General features: G+C 70.2%; 21 protein-coding genes. 16 read left to right on the top strand and 5 right to left on the bottom strand.

Annotated elements, in window-relative coordinates; translation table 11 throughout:
- Positions 1-2: 2 nt before the first annotated feature.
- The 8 genes from ACYVIP_RS39565 to ACYVIP_RS39530 all read left to right on the top strand — a co-directional run bounded on the left by ACYVIP_RS39565 (position 3) and on the right by ACYVIP_RS39530 (position 7,768).
- Positions 3-1,241: an NAD(P)/FAD-dependent oxidoreductase gene (locus tag ACYVIP_RS39565; protein ID WP_460406091.1), complete on the top strand. Its 1,239-nt coding sequence runs from the start codon at positions 3-5 to the stop codon at positions 1,239-1,241.
- Between the two features lie 64 nt (positions 1,242-1,305).
- A complete protein-coding gene (locus tag ACYVIP_RS39560) occupies positions 1,306-1,581 on the top strand; it encodes a YggT family protein (protein WP_460406089.1) in 276 nt (91 codons plus the stop codon).
- Between the two features lie 23 nt (positions 1,582-1,604).
- Positions 1,605-2,582: a glycosyltransferase gene (locus ACYVIP_RS39555; RefSeq protein WP_460406087.1), complete on the top strand. Its 978-nt coding sequence runs from the start codon at positions 1,605-1,607 to the stop codon at positions 2,580-2,582.
- A 41-nt stretch (positions 2,583-2,623) separates the two neighbouring features.
- Positions 2,624-3,484 (top strand): alpha/beta fold hydrolase, encoded by an 861-nt coding sequence (locus ACYVIP_RS39550; RefSeq protein WP_460406085.1) that lies wholly within the window; start codon positions 2,624-2,626, stop codon positions 3,482-3,484.
- A 272-nt stretch (positions 3,485-3,756) separates the two neighbouring features.
- Positions 3,757-5,352 carry a TROVE domain-containing protein gene (locus ACYVIP_RS39545; RefSeq protein ID WP_460406083.1) on the top strand — a complete coding sequence of 532 codons (1,596 nt, stop codon included), beginning with the start codon at positions 3,757-3,759 and terminating at the stop codon, positions 5,350-5,352.
- Positions 5,353-5,355: 3 nt separating this feature from the next.
- Positions 5,356-5,574 carry a hypothetical protein gene (locus ACYVIP_RS39540; protein WP_460406081.1) on the top strand — a complete coding sequence of 73 codons (219 nt, stop codon included), beginning with the start codon at positions 5,356-5,358 and terminating at the stop codon, positions 5,572-5,574.
- A 53-nt stretch (positions 5,575-5,627) separates the two neighbouring features.
- Complete coding sequence (locus ACYVIP_RS39535) at positions 5,628-6,602, top strand: aldo/keto reductase (protein WP_460406079.1); 975 nt, start codon at positions 5,628-5,630, stop codon at positions 6,600-6,602.
- A 53-nt stretch (positions 6,603-6,655) separates the two neighbouring features.
- Entirely contained in the window at positions 6,656-7,768 is a 1,113-nt protein-coding gene (locus tag ACYVIP_RS39530) for a DegT/DnrJ/EryC1/StrS family aminotransferase (protein WP_460406077.1), read from the top strand.
- A gap of 99 nt (positions 7,769-7,867) precedes the next feature.
- On the opposite strand, the gene ACYVIP_RS39525 is transcribed toward ACYVIP_RS39530, so the two are convergent.
- Positions 7,868-8,212, bottom strand: a complete 345-nt coding sequence (locus tag ACYVIP_RS39525) for a winged helix-turn-helix transcriptional regulator (RefSeq protein WP_460406075.1) — start codon at positions 8,210-8,212, stop codon at positions 7,868-7,870.
- Between the two features lie 76 nt (positions 8,213-8,288).
- On the opposite strand from ACYVIP_RS39525, the gene ACYVIP_RS39520 reads away from it, so the two are divergent.
- A complete protein-coding gene (locus ACYVIP_RS39520) occupies positions 8,289-8,909 on the top strand; it encodes an NADPH-dependent F420 reductase (protein WP_460406073.1) in 621 nt (206 codons plus the stop codon).
- Entirely contained in the window at positions 8,906-9,067 is a 162-nt protein-coding gene (locus ACYVIP_RS39515; RefSeq protein WP_460406071.1) for a hypothetical protein, read from the top strand. The genes ACYVIP_RS39520 and ACYVIP_RS39515 overlap by 4 nt, the downstream gene beginning before the upstream one ends.
- Positions 9,068-9,128: 61 nt before the next feature.
- Here ACYVIP_RS39515 and ACYVIP_RS39510 read toward each other — a convergent pair whose 3' ends face one another.
- Entirely contained in the window at positions 9,129-10,025 is an 897-nt protein-coding gene (locus ACYVIP_RS39510; protein ID WP_460406069.1) for a LysR family transcriptional regulator, read from the bottom strand.
- 74 nt (positions 10,026-10,099) lie between these two features.
- Here ACYVIP_RS39510 and ACYVIP_RS39505 point away from each other — a divergent pair, with 74 nt between their 5' ends.
- Complete coding sequence (locus ACYVIP_RS39505; protein WP_460406067.1) at positions 10,100-10,711, top strand: dihydrofolate reductase family protein; 612 nt, start codon at positions 10,100-10,102, stop codon at positions 10,709-10,711.
- 2 nt (positions 10,712-10,713) lie between these two features.
- Entirely contained in the window at positions 10,714-11,256 is a 543-nt protein-coding gene (locus ACYVIP_RS39500; RefSeq protein ID WP_460406065.1) for a cysteine dioxygenase family protein, read from the top strand.
- Positions 11,257-11,261: 5 nt separating this feature from the next.
- On the opposite strand, the gene ACYVIP_RS39495 is transcribed toward ACYVIP_RS39500, so the two are convergent.
- Positions 11,262-11,552: a hypothetical protein gene (locus ACYVIP_RS39495; RefSeq protein WP_460406063.1), complete on the bottom strand. Its 291-nt coding sequence runs from the start codon at positions 11,550-11,552 to the stop codon at positions 11,262-11,264.
- A gap of 61 nt (positions 11,553-11,613) precedes the next feature.
- Positions 11,614-12,057, bottom strand: coding sequence for a hypothetical protein (locus ACYVIP_RS39490; RefSeq protein WP_460406061.1), 444 nt, complete (start codon positions 12,055-12,057; stop codon positions 11,614-11,616).
- Positions 12,058-12,251: 194 nt separating this feature from the next.
- Here ACYVIP_RS39490 and ACYVIP_RS39485 point away from each other — a divergent pair, with 194 nt between their 5' ends.
- From ACYVIP_RS39485 to ACYVIP_RS39470, 4 genes are all read left to right on the top strand, one after another.
- Positions 12,252-13,157 (top strand): helix-turn-helix domain-containing protein, encoded by a 906-nt coding sequence (locus ACYVIP_RS39485; protein WP_460406059.1) that lies wholly within the window; start codon positions 12,252-12,254, stop codon positions 13,155-13,157.
- Entirely contained in the window at positions 13,102-13,344 is a 243-nt protein-coding gene (locus tag ACYVIP_RS39480; protein ID WP_460406057.1) for a DUF397 domain-containing protein, read from the top strand. The genes ACYVIP_RS39485 and ACYVIP_RS39480 overlap by 56 nt, the downstream gene beginning before the upstream one ends.
- 123 nt (positions 13,345-13,467) lie before the next feature.
- The gene (locus tag ACYVIP_RS39475) at positions 13,468-13,896 is read left to right on the top strand and encodes a DUF5980 family protein (protein ID WP_460406055.1); all 429 of its coding nucleotides are present in this window, start codon (positions 13,468-13,470) and stop codon (positions 13,894-13,896) included.
- A gap of 256 nt (positions 13,897-14,152) precedes the next feature.
- Complete coding sequence (locus tag ACYVIP_RS39470; protein ID WP_460406053.1) at positions 14,153-14,956, top strand: sulfotransferase domain-containing protein; 804 nt, start codon at positions 14,153-14,155, stop codon at positions 14,954-14,956.
- Between the two features lie 4 nt (positions 14,957-14,960).
- Here the strand turns inward: ACYVIP_RS39470 and ACYVIP_RS39465 are convergent, their stop codons facing one another.
- A complete protein-coding gene (locus ACYVIP_RS39465) occupies positions 14,961-17,099 on the bottom strand; it encodes a DUF6351 family protein (RefSeq protein ID WP_460406051.1) in 2,139 nt (712 codons plus the stop codon).
- Positions 17,100-17,120 lie beyond the last annotated feature (21 nt).

Genomic DNA, 17,120 nt, shown 5'->3' with positions numbered 1-17,120 from the left:
GTATGTACGACGTCATCGTGGTCGGCGCCCGATGTGCCGGCTCGACCACCGCGATGCTGCTCGCCCGCGCGGGCCACCGGGTGCTGCTGGTCGACCGGGCGAAGTTCCCGCGCGACACGCTGTCCACTTTGTACATCAACACCCGGGGCGTCGCCCGGTTGCGACGCTGGGGTCTGCTCGACGAGGTGACCGCTGCCGGCGCCCCCGCGCTGGACCGCGTCAGCTACCGCATCGGCGCTCCCGGCACCGGCATGGTCACGCTCACCGGCCCACCAGGGCCGGAACTGGCCGCGTACGCGCCCCGCCGGATCGTGCTCGACCAGATCCTGGCGCGCGCGGCGGCGGCGGCCGGCGCGGAGCTGCGCGACGGCTGCGCGGTCACCGGCCTGGAGTTCGACGGCGACCGGGTCACCGGCGTGCGGCTGCGGACCCACGGCGTCGAGATCGTCGAACGGGCCAGGCTGGTGGTCGGCGCGGACGGCATGCGCTCCACGGTCGCCCAGGCCGTGCGCGCGGCCACGGTCGTCGCGGACTCGGCGAAGACCTGTGTCTACTACGGCTTCTTCACCGGCGCGACCGACCACTTCGAACTCCACGAGTCCCCCGGCCGGTGGATCGGCGCGGTGCCGACCAACGACGGCGCCACCCTGGTGCAGGCCTACTTCCCGCAGGCGGAGTACCCGAAAGTTCGGCGCGACGCGGCGGCGGCGTTCGCCGGCGCGGTGCGCGCGGGCGCACCGGAGCTGTACGAGCGGATGCTGGCCGGCGGCCAGGTCGACCGCCTCTACGGCACCGGCGACCAACGCAACTTCTTCCGCACCCCGGCCGGCCGGGGCTGGGTGCTGGTCGGCGACGCCGGCCACCACCGCGACTCGATCACCGCCCGCGGCATCACCCACGCGTTCCTGCAGGCGGAACTGCTCGCCGAGGTGCTACCGGCCGATCTCGGCGACCGGCTGGCCACCGAGGTCGCGCTCGACCGGTTCGCCACCCTGCGCCACGAGGCGCTGATCGGCGACTATCACGACACGCTCGCGGTGGCCAAGCTGTCCTGCCCGCCGCACCGGGTGGACATGCTGCGCGAGGTGGCCGCCGACCAGGGGCGCACCGCGCGGTTCCTCGCCGCGATGGCCGGCAGCGGCGCCGACGACGAGCCAGCGGCACCGAACACGGAGTCACTGTCGGCGCTGATCACCTGGATGCGGCGGTCCCGGCGGGAACTCGTGCTGAAAATCCCCTGAGAACCCGCCAGGATGTGAACTTCAGCGCCGCCGAGACGTTGTATCGGTGTGGAGGGAGTTCGACATGGACCTCGTGGGAACCCTGCTCGGGTACGCGCTGACGGTGTTCATCCTGGTGATGGTCGCCAGGATGGTGCTCGACTGGGTGGCGGTGGCCAGCATCGGGCCGCCCTGGGTGCGTCGCGCCCGCAGGCTGGCGCACGCCGCGACCGAGCCGGTGGTCGCGCCGCTGCGGCGGGTGCTGCCGCCGATCCGGGCCGGTGGCATCGGCCTCGACCTGGCGTTCACGTTGGTGTTCATCGTGGCGCTGATCCTGCGTTCGGTGGCGTTCAGCCTGTGATCGCCACGCGCTAGGTTCCGCGTATGCGCATCCTGTTCGCCAGCCTCGCCTCGGTCGGGCACACCTATCCGATGATCCCGCTCGCGGTCGCCACGCGGGCCGCCGGCCATGAGGTGTGGTTCGCCGCCGGCGAGCACGTGCACGGGCCGCTGGCCGCGCTGGACCTGCGGCCGTTCCGCCCGGCGGACGCGTTCTACGAGATCTACGCCGAGGACCTGGCGCCGGAACTGGCCCGGCTGCGGCCCGACCTCGTAGTCCACGGGTGGGGCGTGCCCGGGGCGGCGACCGCCGCGCGCGAAGCCGGCGTCCCCGGTCTCTGGCACGGCTTCGGCCGCATGATCCCCGACGGGATCGGCCTTGAGCTGCCGACCAGGGTCGCCGACCGCGCGCACCTCGATATCTGCCCGCCGTCCCTGCAGGACAAGGACTTCATCGCCAACGAGCAGCGGATCGAGCTGCGGCCGGTGCCCTTCGCCGAGTCGGGCGACCTACCGGCGGTCGACCATCCGTTGGTCTACCTGACGCTGGGCACCGCGTTCGGCACGGCCGAACAGCTCACCACGGCGATCGCCGGACTGGCGAAAACCGGGGCGCACGTGCTGGTCGCCACCGGCCGGGTGGACCCCGCGCTGCTCGGTGAGCTGCCGGCGAACGTGACCGCGCTGGCCTGGGTGCCGCAGGCGGACCTGCTGCCGCTGGCGGACGTGGTCGTGCACCACGGGGGCAGCGGCACCACCCTGGGCGCGCTCGCCGCCGGCGTCCCGCAACTGGTGCTGCCCCAGGGAGCCGACCAGTTCGCCAACGCCGAGGCACTGCGGGACGCGGGCGCCGCCCTGTGCCTGCTCCCCGACGAGTTCACCGCCGACGCGGTCACCGAGTGCGCACGGAACCTGTTACCCCACAACGGGAACGATCACCGGGACGCGGCCATGGCGATCGCCGGGGAGATCGCCGGCATGCCGTCCCCGGCCGAGGTCGCCGGCGAGTTGTCGGCCCGGTAATCCGATTGCCCATGCCTGGGCGGGCTGGGACCATCCGGCGCATGTCTGCCTTCAGCTCGTACGACGGAACCGAACTCGCCTACCACGTTCGCGGCGCGGGCGAACCGCTGGTGTGCGTGCCGGGCGGCCCCGGCCTGGACGCCGGTTACCTCGCCGACCTCGGTGGCCTGTCTGACCGGTTCCAGTTGGTACTGCTGGACAATCGCGGCACCGGCCAGTCCTCGGTGCCGGCGGACCCGGCGACCTACCGCTGCGACCGGCTGGTCGACGACCTCGAGGCGCTGCGCGAACACCTCGGTCTCGACCAGCTGAACCTGCTCGGGCACTCCGCCGGCGCGAACATCGTGGTGTCCTATGTGGCCCGCCACCCCGACCGCGTCGGCCGGCTGGTGCTGGTGAACCCGGGCGTCCGCGCGATCGGCGTCGACATCACCACCGCCGACCGGCGCGAGATCATCGCCAGGCGGGCGGAAGAACCGTGGTACACCACCGCGTCCGCCGCCTTCGAGCGGATCAACGCCGGGGAGCCGACGGCGGCCGACCTGGCGGCGCTCGCGCCGGTGAACTACGGCCGGTGGGACGACGAGACCCGCGCCCACCACGCGAGCGGCGAACGGCTGCGCAACAACGAGGCCGCCGCCGCCTTCGGCACCGACGGCGCGTTCCGGCCGGCGGAGACCCGCGCGGCGCTGGCGACGTTCCCGGCACCCGTGCTGGTGCTGGCCGGCGAGGTCGACGCGAACTCCCCACTGAGCGCGGTCGCCGAACTGGCCGGCCTGTTCCCGAACGCCACCCTGGCCGCCCTGCCCGGCGGCGCGCACTTCGCGTGGCTCGATGATCCGGTGTGGATCACCACGACGGTCGCGTCGTTCTGGGCAACTCCGTTGCGCGGTAGGGTGTAACGCACTACAGTCCACACGACAACAGAAAAGTGCACCGCGGGCCGGAGATGGTCGGTTACCGGCTCCACGGGTGACGGGTTCGACTCCCGTCCGCGCGGCCTGGCCGCGCGGTAGCTCATCGGCAGAGCAGTGGACTTCCGGCCATCGCTTTCTTGCCCGCGGCCCACTTTCGCCGGCAGGCAGCTGCGGGCCGGAGATGATCGGTTACCTCCTATAGCGTCCGGTCGTCACTCACTCGCCCGCAGCCCTGCCGGTTCCGCTAAGGAGCCACTGTGGACGATCCACTCGCCACCATCAACACCCGCCGGACCCCACAGACCGAGCGGGCCGACCCCCGGCAGGAGCCCAACAACGCCGGTGGCCACACGTTCACCATCGACAACCTGGCGCGGCTGCGCCGGTTTCTCGTCCTTGGCACCGACGGCGGCACTTACTACGCCGACGCGCCCGAGCTGACCAGCGACAACGCCGAGGTCGTGCTGGAACTGGCCCGCACCAACACCACCGAGCTGGTGGCCGAGCTGATCGCCGTGTCGCAGGCCGGCCGGGCACCCAAGCAGCAGCCGACACTGTTCGCGCTCGCCGCCGCCTGCGCACTCGGCGACGACGACGGTCGCCGCACCGCGCTCGCCGCGCTGCCGTTGGTCGCGCGGACCGGCACCCACCTGTTTCTGTTCGCCCGCTACGTCGAACAGTTCCGTGGCTGGGGCCGGGGCCTGCGACGCGCGGTGGCGAACTGGTACCTGGACAAGCCGGTGCCGGACGTGGCGTTCCAGGCGGTCAAGTACCAGCAACGCGAAGGCTGGTCACACCGCGACCTGTTGCGCCTGGCGCACCCGAGGACCGACGACGACCAGCGCACCCGGCTGTTCCGCTGGATCCTGGGCCAGGACACCGACCTCGACGGGCTGAGCATCCTCGAGGCCTACCAACGGGCCCAGGCGGCGACCACCGCGCAACAGGTCGCGACCTTGGTCACCGACCATGGCCTGTCCTGGGAGATGCTGCCCGACGAACACCTCAACACCCAGGTGGTGTGGGAGGCGCTACTGGACCGAGGCATGCCCCAGACCGCGCTGATGCGCCAGTTACCCCGCCTCACCAGGCTGGGCCTGTTGTCCCCGCTCGGTGCCCGCACCGCCGCCGTCGCCGAGCGACTGGCCGACCAGGAGCGACTGCGCGCCGCCAGGGTGCACCCGGTGGCCATGCTGGTCGCCCAGCGCACCTACGCGTCCGGCCACAGCGCCCGCGGCAGTTCCGAATGGACGCCGTCACGGCCGATCGTCGATGCGCTGGATGCCGGGTTCTACGCGGCGTTCGGCACGGTCGAGCCGTCGGGCAAACGGCTGATGCTGGCACTGGACGTGTCCGGCTCGATGAGCTCCCATCCGATCAGTGGCCTGTCGATCACTCCGCGCGAGGCATCGGCCGCCCTCGCGCTGGTGACCGCGGCGACCGAGGCGAACTACGAGATCGTCGCCTTCACCGCCGGGTCCGGCGCGGCGGCGTTGAGTCCACTGTCGATCGGGCCCCGACAACGGCTCGACGACGCGATCGGGGCGGTATCCAATCTGCCGTTCGGTGGCACCGACTGCGCGCTGCCGATGCTGCACGCACTGGACAACGGGCTGGCGGTAGACACGTTCGTCGTCTACACCGACAACGACACCTGGGCCGGTCAGGTGCACCCACACCAGGCGCTGCGGCAGTACCGGGAACAGACCGGAATCGACGCGAAGCTGGTCGTGGTCGGCATGACCGCGACCCACTTCTCGATCGCGGACCCGACCGATCCGGGGATGCTGGACATCGCCGGGTTCGACGCAGCGGTGCCGACGCTGATCACGGACTTCACCCAGGGTCTGTGAGCCATGGGCGGCGTCTCGGACATCCGGGCGCAGCAGGCACGCGAGCACCACCGCGCTGCCGAGGCGGCGCTCGAACTCGCCGAACAGCACCGCCAGCAGCGTAACGCCATGGTCCGCCGACTGCGCGAGTCCGACCCGCGCCGGTGGTCCTACCAGGCGTTGGCCAAGGCCGTCGGCTGCAGTCCGGAGTTGATCGCCGCGATCGTCAAGAACCGGGTGTAGGGGCCAGGGATAAGGGTTGACGGCGGTGGTCACCGCCCGTACACACAGTCGACATGGACTACGTACGGCTCGGCCGGACCGCGTTGCGGGTGAGTCCACTGTGTCTCGGCACGCTGAACCTCGGCGTACGCACCACACTGGACGAGGCACACGCCCTCATGGACACCGCGCTCGGGCACGGCGTCAACTTCTTCGACACCGCCAACCACTACGGCTGGCAGGTCCACAAAGGTCTCACTGAGGAGATCATCGGCGACTGGTTCGCCACGGGTGGCGGCCGGCGGGAGCAGGTCGTGCTCGGCACCAAGGTCTGCCACTCGATGAGCGACCGGCCCAACGACCGCGGCCTGTCAGCCAGGCACATCGTCGCCGCCTGCGAGGACTCGTTGCGGCGGTTGAAGACCGACTGGATCGACCTGTACCAGTTGCACAGCGCCGACCCGACCGCCTCCTGGGAGGAGATCTGGCAGGCGATGGAACTGTTGGTCAGACAGGGCAAGGTCCGCTATGTCGGCTCGTCGAACTTCACCGGCTGGCGCCTCGCGGCCGGCCAGGAGAGCGCCGACCGGCGCCACTTCCTGGGCCTGGTCGCCGAGCAGTGTCTCTACAACCTGCTCAGCCGGCAGCCGGAGTTGGAGCTCATCCCCGCCGCGAACGCCTACGGCATCGGCATCTTCGCCTGTTCTCCGCTGCACGGCGGCCTGCTCGGTGGCGGGTTGGGCAAGCTCGCCGCCGGCACCGCGGTCAAGACCGCGCAGGGCAGGGCGATGGTGGCCCTCGAGTCCAAGCGCGCGGAGGTCGCCGCCTACGAACGGCTGTGCGCCGAGCGCGGCCTCGATCCCGCCGAGTTGGCCCAGGCGTGGCTGCTCGGCCGGCCGGGCGTCAACGGTGTGGTGATCGGCCCGCGCACCATCGAGCACCTCGACAGCGCGACCCACGCGCTCAAGCTGGCGCTCGACGACGCGCTGCTCTCCGAACTGGACGACCTGTTCCCGCCCATGGTCAGCCAGATCCCGCAGGCGTGGTGAGTGCTCGCCGGAGCACTACGTCAGTCAACAGCGAAAGGCAGATGGAGCGCCCCATGACCACGTATGTGTGGGATTACCTGACCGAGTACGAGAACGAGCGCACGGACATCCTCGACGCGGTCGACCAGGTCTTCCGCTCGGGCAAACTCGTACTCGGCGACAGTGTTGCCGGCTTCCAGTCGGAGTTCGCCGAATACCACGGTGTGCGGCACTGCGTCGGCGTGGACAACGGCACCAACGCGCTGAAACTCGGCCTCCAGGCACTTGGCATCGGCGAGGGTGACGAGGTGATCACCGTGTCCAACACGGCCGCGCCGACGGTGGTCGCGATCGACGGCACCGGAGCCAGACCGGTCTTCGTCGACATCCGGCGAACGGACTACCTGATGGACGTCGAGCAGGTCGAGGCGGCCATCACCCCGAGGACGAAGTGCCTGGTGCCCGTGCACCTGTACGGTCAGTGCGTCGACATGGCGCCGCTGAAGTCGTTGGCCGACAGGCACAACCTGACGATCCTGGAGGACTGCGCGCAGGCCCACGGTGCCCGCCACCACGGCCGGGTCGCCGGCAGCATGGGCGACGCGGCCGCGTTCTCCTTCTATCCCACCAAAGTGCTCGGCGCCTACGGCGACGGCGGCGCGGTGATCACCGACGACGAGACCATCGACCAGAACCTGCGCCGGCTGCGGTACTACGGCATGGAGAAGGTCTACTACGTGGTGGCCACACCGGGCCACAACTCGCGGTTGGACGAGGTGCAGGCGGAGATCCTGCGCCGCAAGCTCCGCCGGCTCGACGACTACATCGACGCCAGGCGCGCGGTGGCGCGGCGCTACGCCGATGGTCTCGCGGGCACGGACCTGGTGCTGCCGGAACCGGTCGATGGCAACGACCATGTCTACTACGTCTACGTGGTACGGCATCCCGCGCGGGATCGGATCATCGAGGCGCTCAGGTCCCATGACATCAACCTGAACATCAGCTACCCGTGGCCGGTGCACACGATGAGTGGGTTCGCACATCTGGGTTACCAGCGGGGTTCGCTACCGGTGACCGAGGAGTTGGCCAACGAGATCTTCTCGCTGCCGATGTACCCGTCACTGTCGCTTGACTTGCAGGACAAGGTAATCAGCGCACTGACCGAAGTGCTGCGGACCGTCGTCTGAACCCCGAACTAGGCCCGGCTTTCCTCCTCCCCCTGGGAAAGCCGGGCCTTCCCATGTGTGGCAAGGAAAAATCTCGCTCTGCGGTGATGTCGACTCGTACTACCGGCGAGTCTCCTGTGCCGCCAACAGTTCGTCGCCGTGGTCGATGGTCCACCTGGCCAGTGCGCGTAGCGGGCCCTCGACCAGGGTCGTCCCCAGTGGGCTCAGGTGGTATTCGACGCGGGGCGGTGCGGCCGGGTAGCGGCGACGGTCGATCAGGCCGTTGGCCAGCAGGCGACGCAGGGTCTCGGTCAGCACCTTGTCGCTGAGCCCGCCGATCGCGGCGAGCAGGTCGGCACGTCGTCGCGGCCCGTCCTGGAGCCCGGCGAGCACGACCGGGTCCCAGGTGTGGGTGAACAGGTCGGTGGCCGCGCGTAGCCGGCAGTCCGCGAGAAACTCCGCCATCGGTTTCCTACCAATCGGTGGGTAACGACTTTCCTACGGTAGTCCGTAACAGTCCACTGTCGACAAGGAGCCAGTCATGCGGATCGGGATCCTGGGCACGGGCACCCTGGCGGTCAGCCTCGGCACGGCGTGGACCCGGGTCGGCCACGAGGTGCTGGTCGGCGGCCGCTCGCCGGACAACGCGCGAGCCGCCGCCACCGCGATGGGCGAACCAGCACGGGCGGTGACCCCGGCGGCGGCGGTCAGTGGACGAGACGCCGTGCTGGTCGCGGTCACCTGGCAGGGACTGCCCGACATCCTGCGCGCCGCCGGCGCGGCGGCCGGTTCGCTGGCCGGCACGCCCCTGATCGACCCCACCAACGCCGTCGAGCACGGCATCGGCGAGTTGCGCACCACGGACGGCCGGGCGATCGCCGAGCACATCGCCGACTGGGCGCCCGGCGCCCAGGTGGTCAAGGCGTTCCACCTGTTCCCCGCCGACCAGTGGCACGCGGGACGCTCGCCGGTGACCGTGGTCCTGGCCGGCGACCAGGAGACCGCGTTGCGCACCACCGCGGACCTGGTCCGCGACGTGGGTGCCCAGCCCGCTGTGCTCGGGCCGCTGCGCCGGGCCCGTCAACTCGAGGAGGTCGCCGGCTTCGTCATCGGACTCGCGTTCTCCGGTGTGGACCCGACATCCGCGATCCCCGGCGGTTGATACCGAGCCAGCTCACCAAGGCCATCCGGCAGGCGATCGAGTCCGACCGGCCGGAAACCCGGTACGCGGTCGGCTGGATGGCCGACCAGCTCCTGGAGCTCAACCGGACCCTGCCCGACCGCGAGTTCGACGAGCTGGTCACACGCAAGCTCAGGTGACAGCTGGGCGGCGCCGACGGCAACCGCACCCTCGGCGTGTTCGTCGTGGCGGTGGCCGCGCTCACCGTGGCCAGGCTCGACCCGGCACGGGAATCGTGACCGTCGACTCGGTGAGTGCGGCCAGCACGGCGGCGACGGCCGGCGGGTCGGGTGGCTCGCCGTAGGTGGCGGCGTGGATGTGGCGCTGGGCGCCGGCCAGTTCGGTGGCGTGGATGTCCGGGCGGCGATGGGCCTGGAGCGCGAGCCCTGGCAGGGTGGTCACGCCCGCCCCGGCGGCGACAAGTGCCTGCACGACAACCATGTCGTCACTGTGCGAGGCGATGCGGGGAGTGAAGCCCGCGCGCCGGCACACCGCGGTCAGCTCGTCCTGACACCGGGCGCACCCGCCGATCCAGGCGGAGTGGCGGTGGTTCGCGAGGCTGTCGTCGGGGCGCTGGCTGATCAGGTAGATCGGGTCGTCGGTGAGGTGGCGCAGGTGGAAGCCGTCGTCCTCGACCGGGGCGTCGGCGTGCCGGAAGACGAGTGCGACGTCGATCTCCCCGTGGCGCAACAGTTGTAACGCCTCGACCGGGTGCTGTTCGACCAGGCTCAGCTCGATTCCCGGGTACGTCCGCGCCAGCGTGGCGGCCGCGCTGGGCACGATGGTGCTCAGCGCGGACGCGTTGGCGGCCAACCGAACCCGCCCCGCCCGCAGGCCGACCTGGGCCGCCAGCTCGGTGGTCGCCGCGTCGACCCGGCCGACGATCTCGGCGGCCCGGTTGGCCAGCAGCCGCCCCTCCGGCGTCAGCCGGATCCCGCGGCCGACCCGCTGCACGAGCTTGACGCCGGTGGCCGCCTCCAGGCGGGCGAGGTGGTGGCTCACCGAGGGTTGGGAGTAGTGCAGTTGGTTGGCCGCTTCGGTCACCGAGCCGTGCCGGGCCACCGCGGCCAGCACCGTGAGCTGGACCAGGTTCAGCATTCATCAAGGATATCAATGAGTGCTCGCTGGTTTTGGCATTGGACGTCATGTCACGGCTGGCCCATGCTGATCGCATGAACACCGTGACCTGCGACCTCACCATCTCCGCCGACGGCTACGCGGCCGGGCTCAACCAGACCGAGCAGCGCCCGTTCGGCGACGACGGCGGCGACGGCTGGGGCGACAAGCTGCACGCCTGGTACGCCGAAGGCCCCGACGAGCACCCCGACGAGTTCGCCAGAATGCTGACGGCCAAGGCGTTCATCATGGGGCGCAACATGTTCGGCCCCGTGCGTGGCGCGTGGGACCGGCCGTGGACCGGCTGGTGGGGCGACAATCCGCCCTACCACGCGCCGGTCTTCGTGCTCACCCACCACGCCCGCGAGCCGCAGCCCATGGACGGCGGGACCACGTTCCACTTCGTCACCGACGGCATCGAGGCCGCGTTCGCCAGGGCGCGGGAAGCGGCCGGCGATGGCGGCATCTCCATCCACGGCGGCGCGACCACCGTGAACCAGTACCTCGCCGCCGGCCTGATCGACGAGCTTCGGCTGCACATCGTGCCGCTCACGCTCGGCGCGGGAACCCGGCTGTTCGACGGTGTGCCGCCGCTGACGCTCGAGCAGGTGACGGCGCGCGCCGCGGCCACGGTCACGCACGTGACCTATCGCGTGCTGGGGCGCTGACCATGAGCACCCTTCGGAGCTTCATCGACGACGTGGACCGCGTGCTCGACACCACCGACGACGAGTTCGAGATCACCGAGCGGGTCGCGAAGCGGTTGTCCGCGCTGCTGGCCGGCGACTACCGGCTGCCGGCCGAGTGCACCCGGCCGGCAACCGAGCGTCATGTCAACTACCCGTTGCACATCGCCGCCGGCGACCGGTGGTCGCTGGCCGCCGTCGTCTGGAACGTCGGGCAGCGCACCCCCGTGCACGGACACGACACCTGGGGTGTCGTCGGGATCTACGCCGGCGCCGAACGCGAGTACCGCTACCTCAAGCCCACCGAGGCGGGCACGCCCCTCACGCCGGCCGGCGAACACGTGTGGCGGCGCGGACAGGTCACCGTGTGCTGCACGACCGACGACGACGTGCATGCCGTCGCGGCCGTCGGTGACGTGCCCACGGTCGGAATACATGTCTATGGCGCGAACATCGGCACCATTGAGCGGCGGAGGTACGACCCGGTGACCGGCGCGGTCCAGGCGTTCGTCTCCGGCTGGGACTGAGCCGCTCAGATCCTGGGGAAGGTGTTGTTCGCGCAGGTGCCGTCCCGGCCGCAGGATTCCTCCTCCGCGACACACAGGCAGCAGCGGCAGCCGGGTTCCCACACGAGTTCCAGTGGCGTGATCATGCTGAATCGCCGGCGTGCCGCCTCGGCGGACCCGTACACGCCGAACGTGGATTTCCCGGAGGCCTCGCGGCGAAAAGTGATGACCTCGCGCCCCGATGGCAGATCGATATCCATCCCGAAGGCGAATATCAGCCGCCGATCCTGAGCTGAGACCAACGCGAACGGCGTCACCGTCACACTCCACTCCAAACTAGTCGACAATCGTCCTGGGCAAACGCAGCGAAGGGACCCTTCACTGCGGCGTTGGGGGGCGGCGGCGGATTCGGACCGGGACTCGGGTGCCGGTGATACCGGTGCCGGGGAGGGCGGGGACCAGGCGGGTCGGCGCGGCGGGGGCGGTGGGGGCCGGCAGGGTGAGCAGGGCTCGGAGTGTCCATACGAGAGTGTCGCTGCCGTGGCTGATGACTGGTGGGCGATCGGGACGGGAGCGCCACAGCAGCGTGTTGTCCCCGTACCACCAACACACGTGGGACGGGGCGAACACGTCGGTGTTCGGGCCGGTCGGGGTGCGGTAGGCGTGCGCGTTCGCCGGGCCGGGGATCACCACGACGTCGGCGCAGCCCGCCCACTGGTAGACCCCGGCCAGTATTTCCGGGCCGTGTCTGTCCACTCGAAACTGATGCCACATGAACCCGCGCCTGCCGGCCTTCTCCAGCAACGCGTCCACCTCGTCCATGTCTCACCTCTGATCTATGCACGTACGTTCTGGCGCGGAGCCGCGGGATCCACGGATTCGGGGACGGCCTATGCTCCGGCGGTGTTCTCGGGATGCTTCACCGCGACGCCAGAACAATAAAACGTGCACGTGCACGGGTCTATCCCTCGATCGTGTAAATGCGCGGTACCGATTGCGGACGTAGGCTGCCGGCCATGGCATCCCCAACAAGGTTGAAGAAGCGGCTCGGCGCGTTCCTGCGTGACGTCCGCAAAGGCGCGGGCAAGACCATGGACGAGGCGGCCGATCTGCTGAAGGCCAAGCGCCCCACCGTAAGCCGCTACGAGACCGGTGAGGTGCTCCCGATCTGGAGCACCGTGCACATGCTGCTCACCTTCTACAACGCCCCCGACGGCGACGTCATCGAAGCCGCCCGCCTCTTCGACGACGCCAAAGACGAACCCCGCTCCGTGCGCCTGCCTGCAGGCGCCCCCAAGGCCTACCGCAAGTTGGTCAACGCCGAACGCGAGGCCGTACGGGAGCGCGAACTCGCGCCCTACGTAGTCCCCGGCCTACTGCAAACCAAGCGCTACGCCAGCGCGCTGGAGCAAGCCGCGCACCTGTTCTACGAGCCCAACATGCGATCGGACAGCGTGGTCGCCGCGCGGATGAATCGTCAGAAACCACTCGACGGTCCCAACCCCATGCAACTCCACGCGCTCATCGACGAAGCCGTCCTCCATCGCCAGATCGGCGGCCCGGACGTGCTGCGCGAACAAGTCGAACACCTACTCTTCCTCGCCGAGCGCGACAACATCGCCCTCCAAGTGCTCCCTTACACCACTGGCGGCTACAGCACCATGAACGGCTCCTTCATCATCGTCGACTACCCCGAACCCGACACCATCCCCGGCGTATACCTCGAATACCCCGCGGGCGGCGCGTGGGTGGACAATGAGAAGGACGTACAACGCTTCACCACCACCTTCGACCAGGCAACAGACCTCGCACTGTCCCCCACCAAGACCACCCACCTCCTCCAACAGCTAAGGGCACGCGATCCCCATGACGATCCCCACGATCCACTGGCGCAAAAGCAGCGTTTCCGGCGGCGGGAATAATGCCTGCGTCGAACTGGGCATGCAGTGGCGCAAAAGCAGCGTTTCCGGCGGCGAGAACAGTGACTGCGTCGAACTCGCCGGCACCCTCGATGCCGTGCGGGACAGCAAGAACCCGAACGGCCCGGTGCTGCGCGCCGACCTACAGGGCCTCCTCAACGCGATCCGGGCGAGCACCCTCGGCCACTGACCTCGCCGACATCACGGCACGGCCGTCCCCGATCCAGCGGGAGACGGTGCTCGGCTAGGCCGAAACACGGCATTCGCTTGGCGGGAAACGGAAACACACGCACCCAACGCCAGGAGGTACCGGATGAGATCGATCCGACGCGGTGTCCGACGCTCGCTGACCATGGTCGCCGCACTGCTGCTGACGCTGGTCAGCGTCACCCCGGCCGCGGCCGCCCCACCGACCTGGAAGCTGGCCGACTATCTCCAGCAGGTCTGCCTCCGGCCGGACCAGCCGCGCGAGACCTACTTCTTCTCCCAGGTTAACGGCACCTGGGAGAACACCATCACGACCGGCATCCGGGACTTCCCCCCTGGCTCGGTCGCCGAGCAGACCACCACGTTCCCGCCCGGTTCACACCACGAGGACTACGTCAACGGCTTCATGTGGGTGGCCATCGCGGCCGCACCGGAAGGCGACCACTACGGCGAGATCTGGGCGACCGACGGCGTCGTGACCCAGACAGCCCCCGTCCTGCTCCGCTACTCAACCAAAACCAACTGCTGGGCCTGACTCCCCAAACGCGCCGCGTACCAGCACCGCGTACCAGCGCGGCGTCGATGCCCGCTCGACCGTCCATACCCGACCGAATGTCGACGCCACCCGTTGCCCAGCAACGGAAGCACGTCGACATGCCCGAACGCCGCGGCGGTGGCAGACTGGTCGCCGACGACGGAAGGGCTGGGGAATGGTTGAGCCGCGGCGGTACCGAACACAGGTCTCCGACAGTGCCCTGTGGGCCGATTTCCGTTTCCGCGAAGGGGACGTGGTGATCAGCACGCCGCCCAAGTGCGGCACCACCTGGATGCAGATGCTGTGCGCGTTGCTGATCTTCGACAGCCCTCGCCTCCCCCGCCCGCTCACCGAGATCTCGCCGTGGCTGGACACCGTGACCCACGATGTCGTCGAAGCCCGCGCCCGGCTGGAAGCCCAGCGGCACCGGCGGTTCATCAAGACCCACACCCCGCTGGACGGCCTGCCCGCCGACGACCGGGTCACCTACGTCGGCGTCGGCCGCGACCCGCGCGACGTCATGCTGTCCTTCGAGCACGCGACGGCCAACCTCGACCCCGCGGCCATCGCGCGGCTCGACGGCCCGCCGCCCCCACCGCCGCCGCAGGACGTGCGGCAGCGTTTCCGCCAGTGGACCGACGCCGAGTTCGCCGCCGAGACGGAAACCCGCGGGGTCACGCTGGCCAACGTGGTGCACCATCTGCAGACGTTCTGGGACCGCAGGGACGACCGCCAGGTGGCCCTGTTCCACTACCGGGAGCTGAAGGCCGACCTACCGGGTGAGCTGCGCAGGCTGGCCGAGGTGTTGTCGATCAACCCCGGCGCCGCGCGGATCGAGGAGCTCGCGGCCGCGGCCACGTTCGAGAGCATGCGGCAGCGGGCCGACGAGCTCGCTCCCGGGGTGAACTACGGGCTGTGGCGCGACAACCGGAACTTCTTCCGGTCCGGGTCCAACGGCCAGTGGCGCGAGGTCCTCGACCAACCGACGCTCGACCACTACGAGCGCCGGCTGACCACACTGGCCTCCCCCGGCCTCGGCGAGTGGCTCCGCGCGGGCTGACCCGTCAGTCGAAGCGCTGCCACGACTCCTTCGCCGGCCGCTCGGCCACCCCTGGCCGGGAGTGGTCGCACACCCCGTCCGGGAACGCCGTGCGCAACGCGTCCCGCTGCGCGTCGGTGAACGTCACCGGGTAGTCGTCGAAGTCGATCCGGCGCAGGTCGCACTTCAGCGCGGTCAGCGCCAGGTTCTCCCCCGCCACCAGCCGTGGGTTCGCCGACAGCGGGTACAGCTCGGCGCACCGGCCGGTGCCCGGGTAGCTCAGCTCCTCGGTGATCCGCTCGCCGGATGGCAGGAAGCAGCCGTCGCCGAGCCCGTCCGGCTTGTTCGCGGCGACCTTCGCCGCCCGGCCGCGGTCGGACGGGTCCGCGGCGATCGCGGTCAGCCAGCGTTCCATCGCGTCCACCGCGTAGTTCTGGGCGGCGAGCTGCTCGTCCGGCGCCTCGCCACTCATGATGATCACCTGGTTGTCGGCGTTGCCGTTGGCCTCGACGAGCCGCTCACGCATGACGAACGACATCTCCGAGGTGTGGATGTCGCCGGTGTCGGCCTGGTCGAGGTAGGTGCGGTGGTCGATGACCGGGGTGGTCGCCAGGCCAAGGCCCGCGGTGTTGAGCAGGTCACTCTCGTAGGCCCCGGCCAGCGCGAGCCGGTCGGCGGCCATCCGCCGGTCGACCCGGTCACCGAGGACGTTGTAGCCGCCGATGTTCGCGTTGAGCGACACGAACTGGTCGGCGCTGATCGTGCCGGACTCCAGTGCCGCCAGGCCGTACTGGACGCCGGTGTTGTCCAGGGTGGAGCGCACGAACCCCGTTCGCGGGTCGCGGCCGAGCTGGTTCACCCACTGTTCGGCGGCCGCGCAGCGCACGCCCTTGGGGTTGGTGCGCATGTCCCAGCGCTCGTCCTCCGGGATGGCCGCCGGGCAGCTGCTGGTCGGCCTGATCCGGCTCAGGAACTGCTGGGCCCACTTCACGCAGGTGCCGTAGGTGTTGTAGCCGGCGACGGCGCGGCGCTGCTCCGGGGTGAACGACGCGCCCTGACCGGCGAAGAACGTGTTCAGCAGGGAACAGTCGGTGACCGGTTTCATCACGGTCAGCGGGTCCGGGTAGGAGACGCCGGGGACGATGCCGTCGAGGATGCCCGGGTAGGCGTCGGCGAGCTGGTACTGCTGGATCGCGCCGCCGGACCCGCCCCAGCCGATGGTGTGCGTGATCGGGCCGTACAGCTCGACGAACCGCTCCTTGACCATCAGCGCGGTCTCCGCCGAGACGATCGGGCCGCAGTTGGTTTCCAGCACGTTCAGTGTCGAGGACGCCACGCCGTAGCCGCGGGAGAGCAGCACGTCGTTGAGCACGCCACCGGTCACCGCGCCCTGGTGGTAGCCGCCGTTGCAGCCACCGCCGAAGGTGTAGGCGAGCCGGCCGTTCCACCCCGGCTCGCCCGTGGGGTCGGTCGGTGACGGGTCGACGCCGCCGTGCAGCACGGCGATCTCGTAGACCGCGCGGTTGATGGTGCCGGTCTCCACCCGCACGACGTAGGGCAGTTCCGTGCCGTTGACGGTGACCGTGGCCACATCGCCCGGCGGGTCGGCCGGGTCGTCGATCGGCAGGAAGTCGCCGTCGGTGTTGCGGTAGTGGTAGCCGACCTCGGTCGGCGCCGCGCATCGCGGCTGCTCGGCCGGCTCGAGGTCGAAGGCGGTGGTCTCGCAGAAGAACGGCCGCTGCTGCTCGCCGGCGAGGACCGGGCCGGCGCGGTCGTGGTTGGTCAGCGTCAGCGACGCCTGGCGCAGCGCGGAGTCCGCGGTGATCGTGTTGGTGCCGGCGCGCAGGTCGGACACCAGACCGAGCAGCGACCCGTCCGGCTGCTCGACGAACTGGGAGGTGACGTCCTCGCCGTTGCGGTGTACCCGGGGCCGGGGCGCGTCCTCCGCGCGGTCGCTGACCCGCACCAGCACGTCGTCGCCGCTGACCAGGTCCGGGTCGGGGTTGGACGCCACCGCGATGAGCAGCCGGTCCGCGCGGTCCTCCGAGGACGCGCTGATCGCGCCGGTGAGGGCGACGGTGATGACGGTTACCGCGGCCAGCGCCCAGGCGACGCGGCGGCCTGGTTTGGCCGGGGTTCTGGCCGGGGAACGGGAGTCGAGCACGCCCGGATACTGCCATCCGGG

The sequence above is a fragment of the Actinophytocola sediminis genome (assembly GCF_054779715.1).
This window is presented reverse-complemented; position numbering and strand designations above follow the sequence as displayed.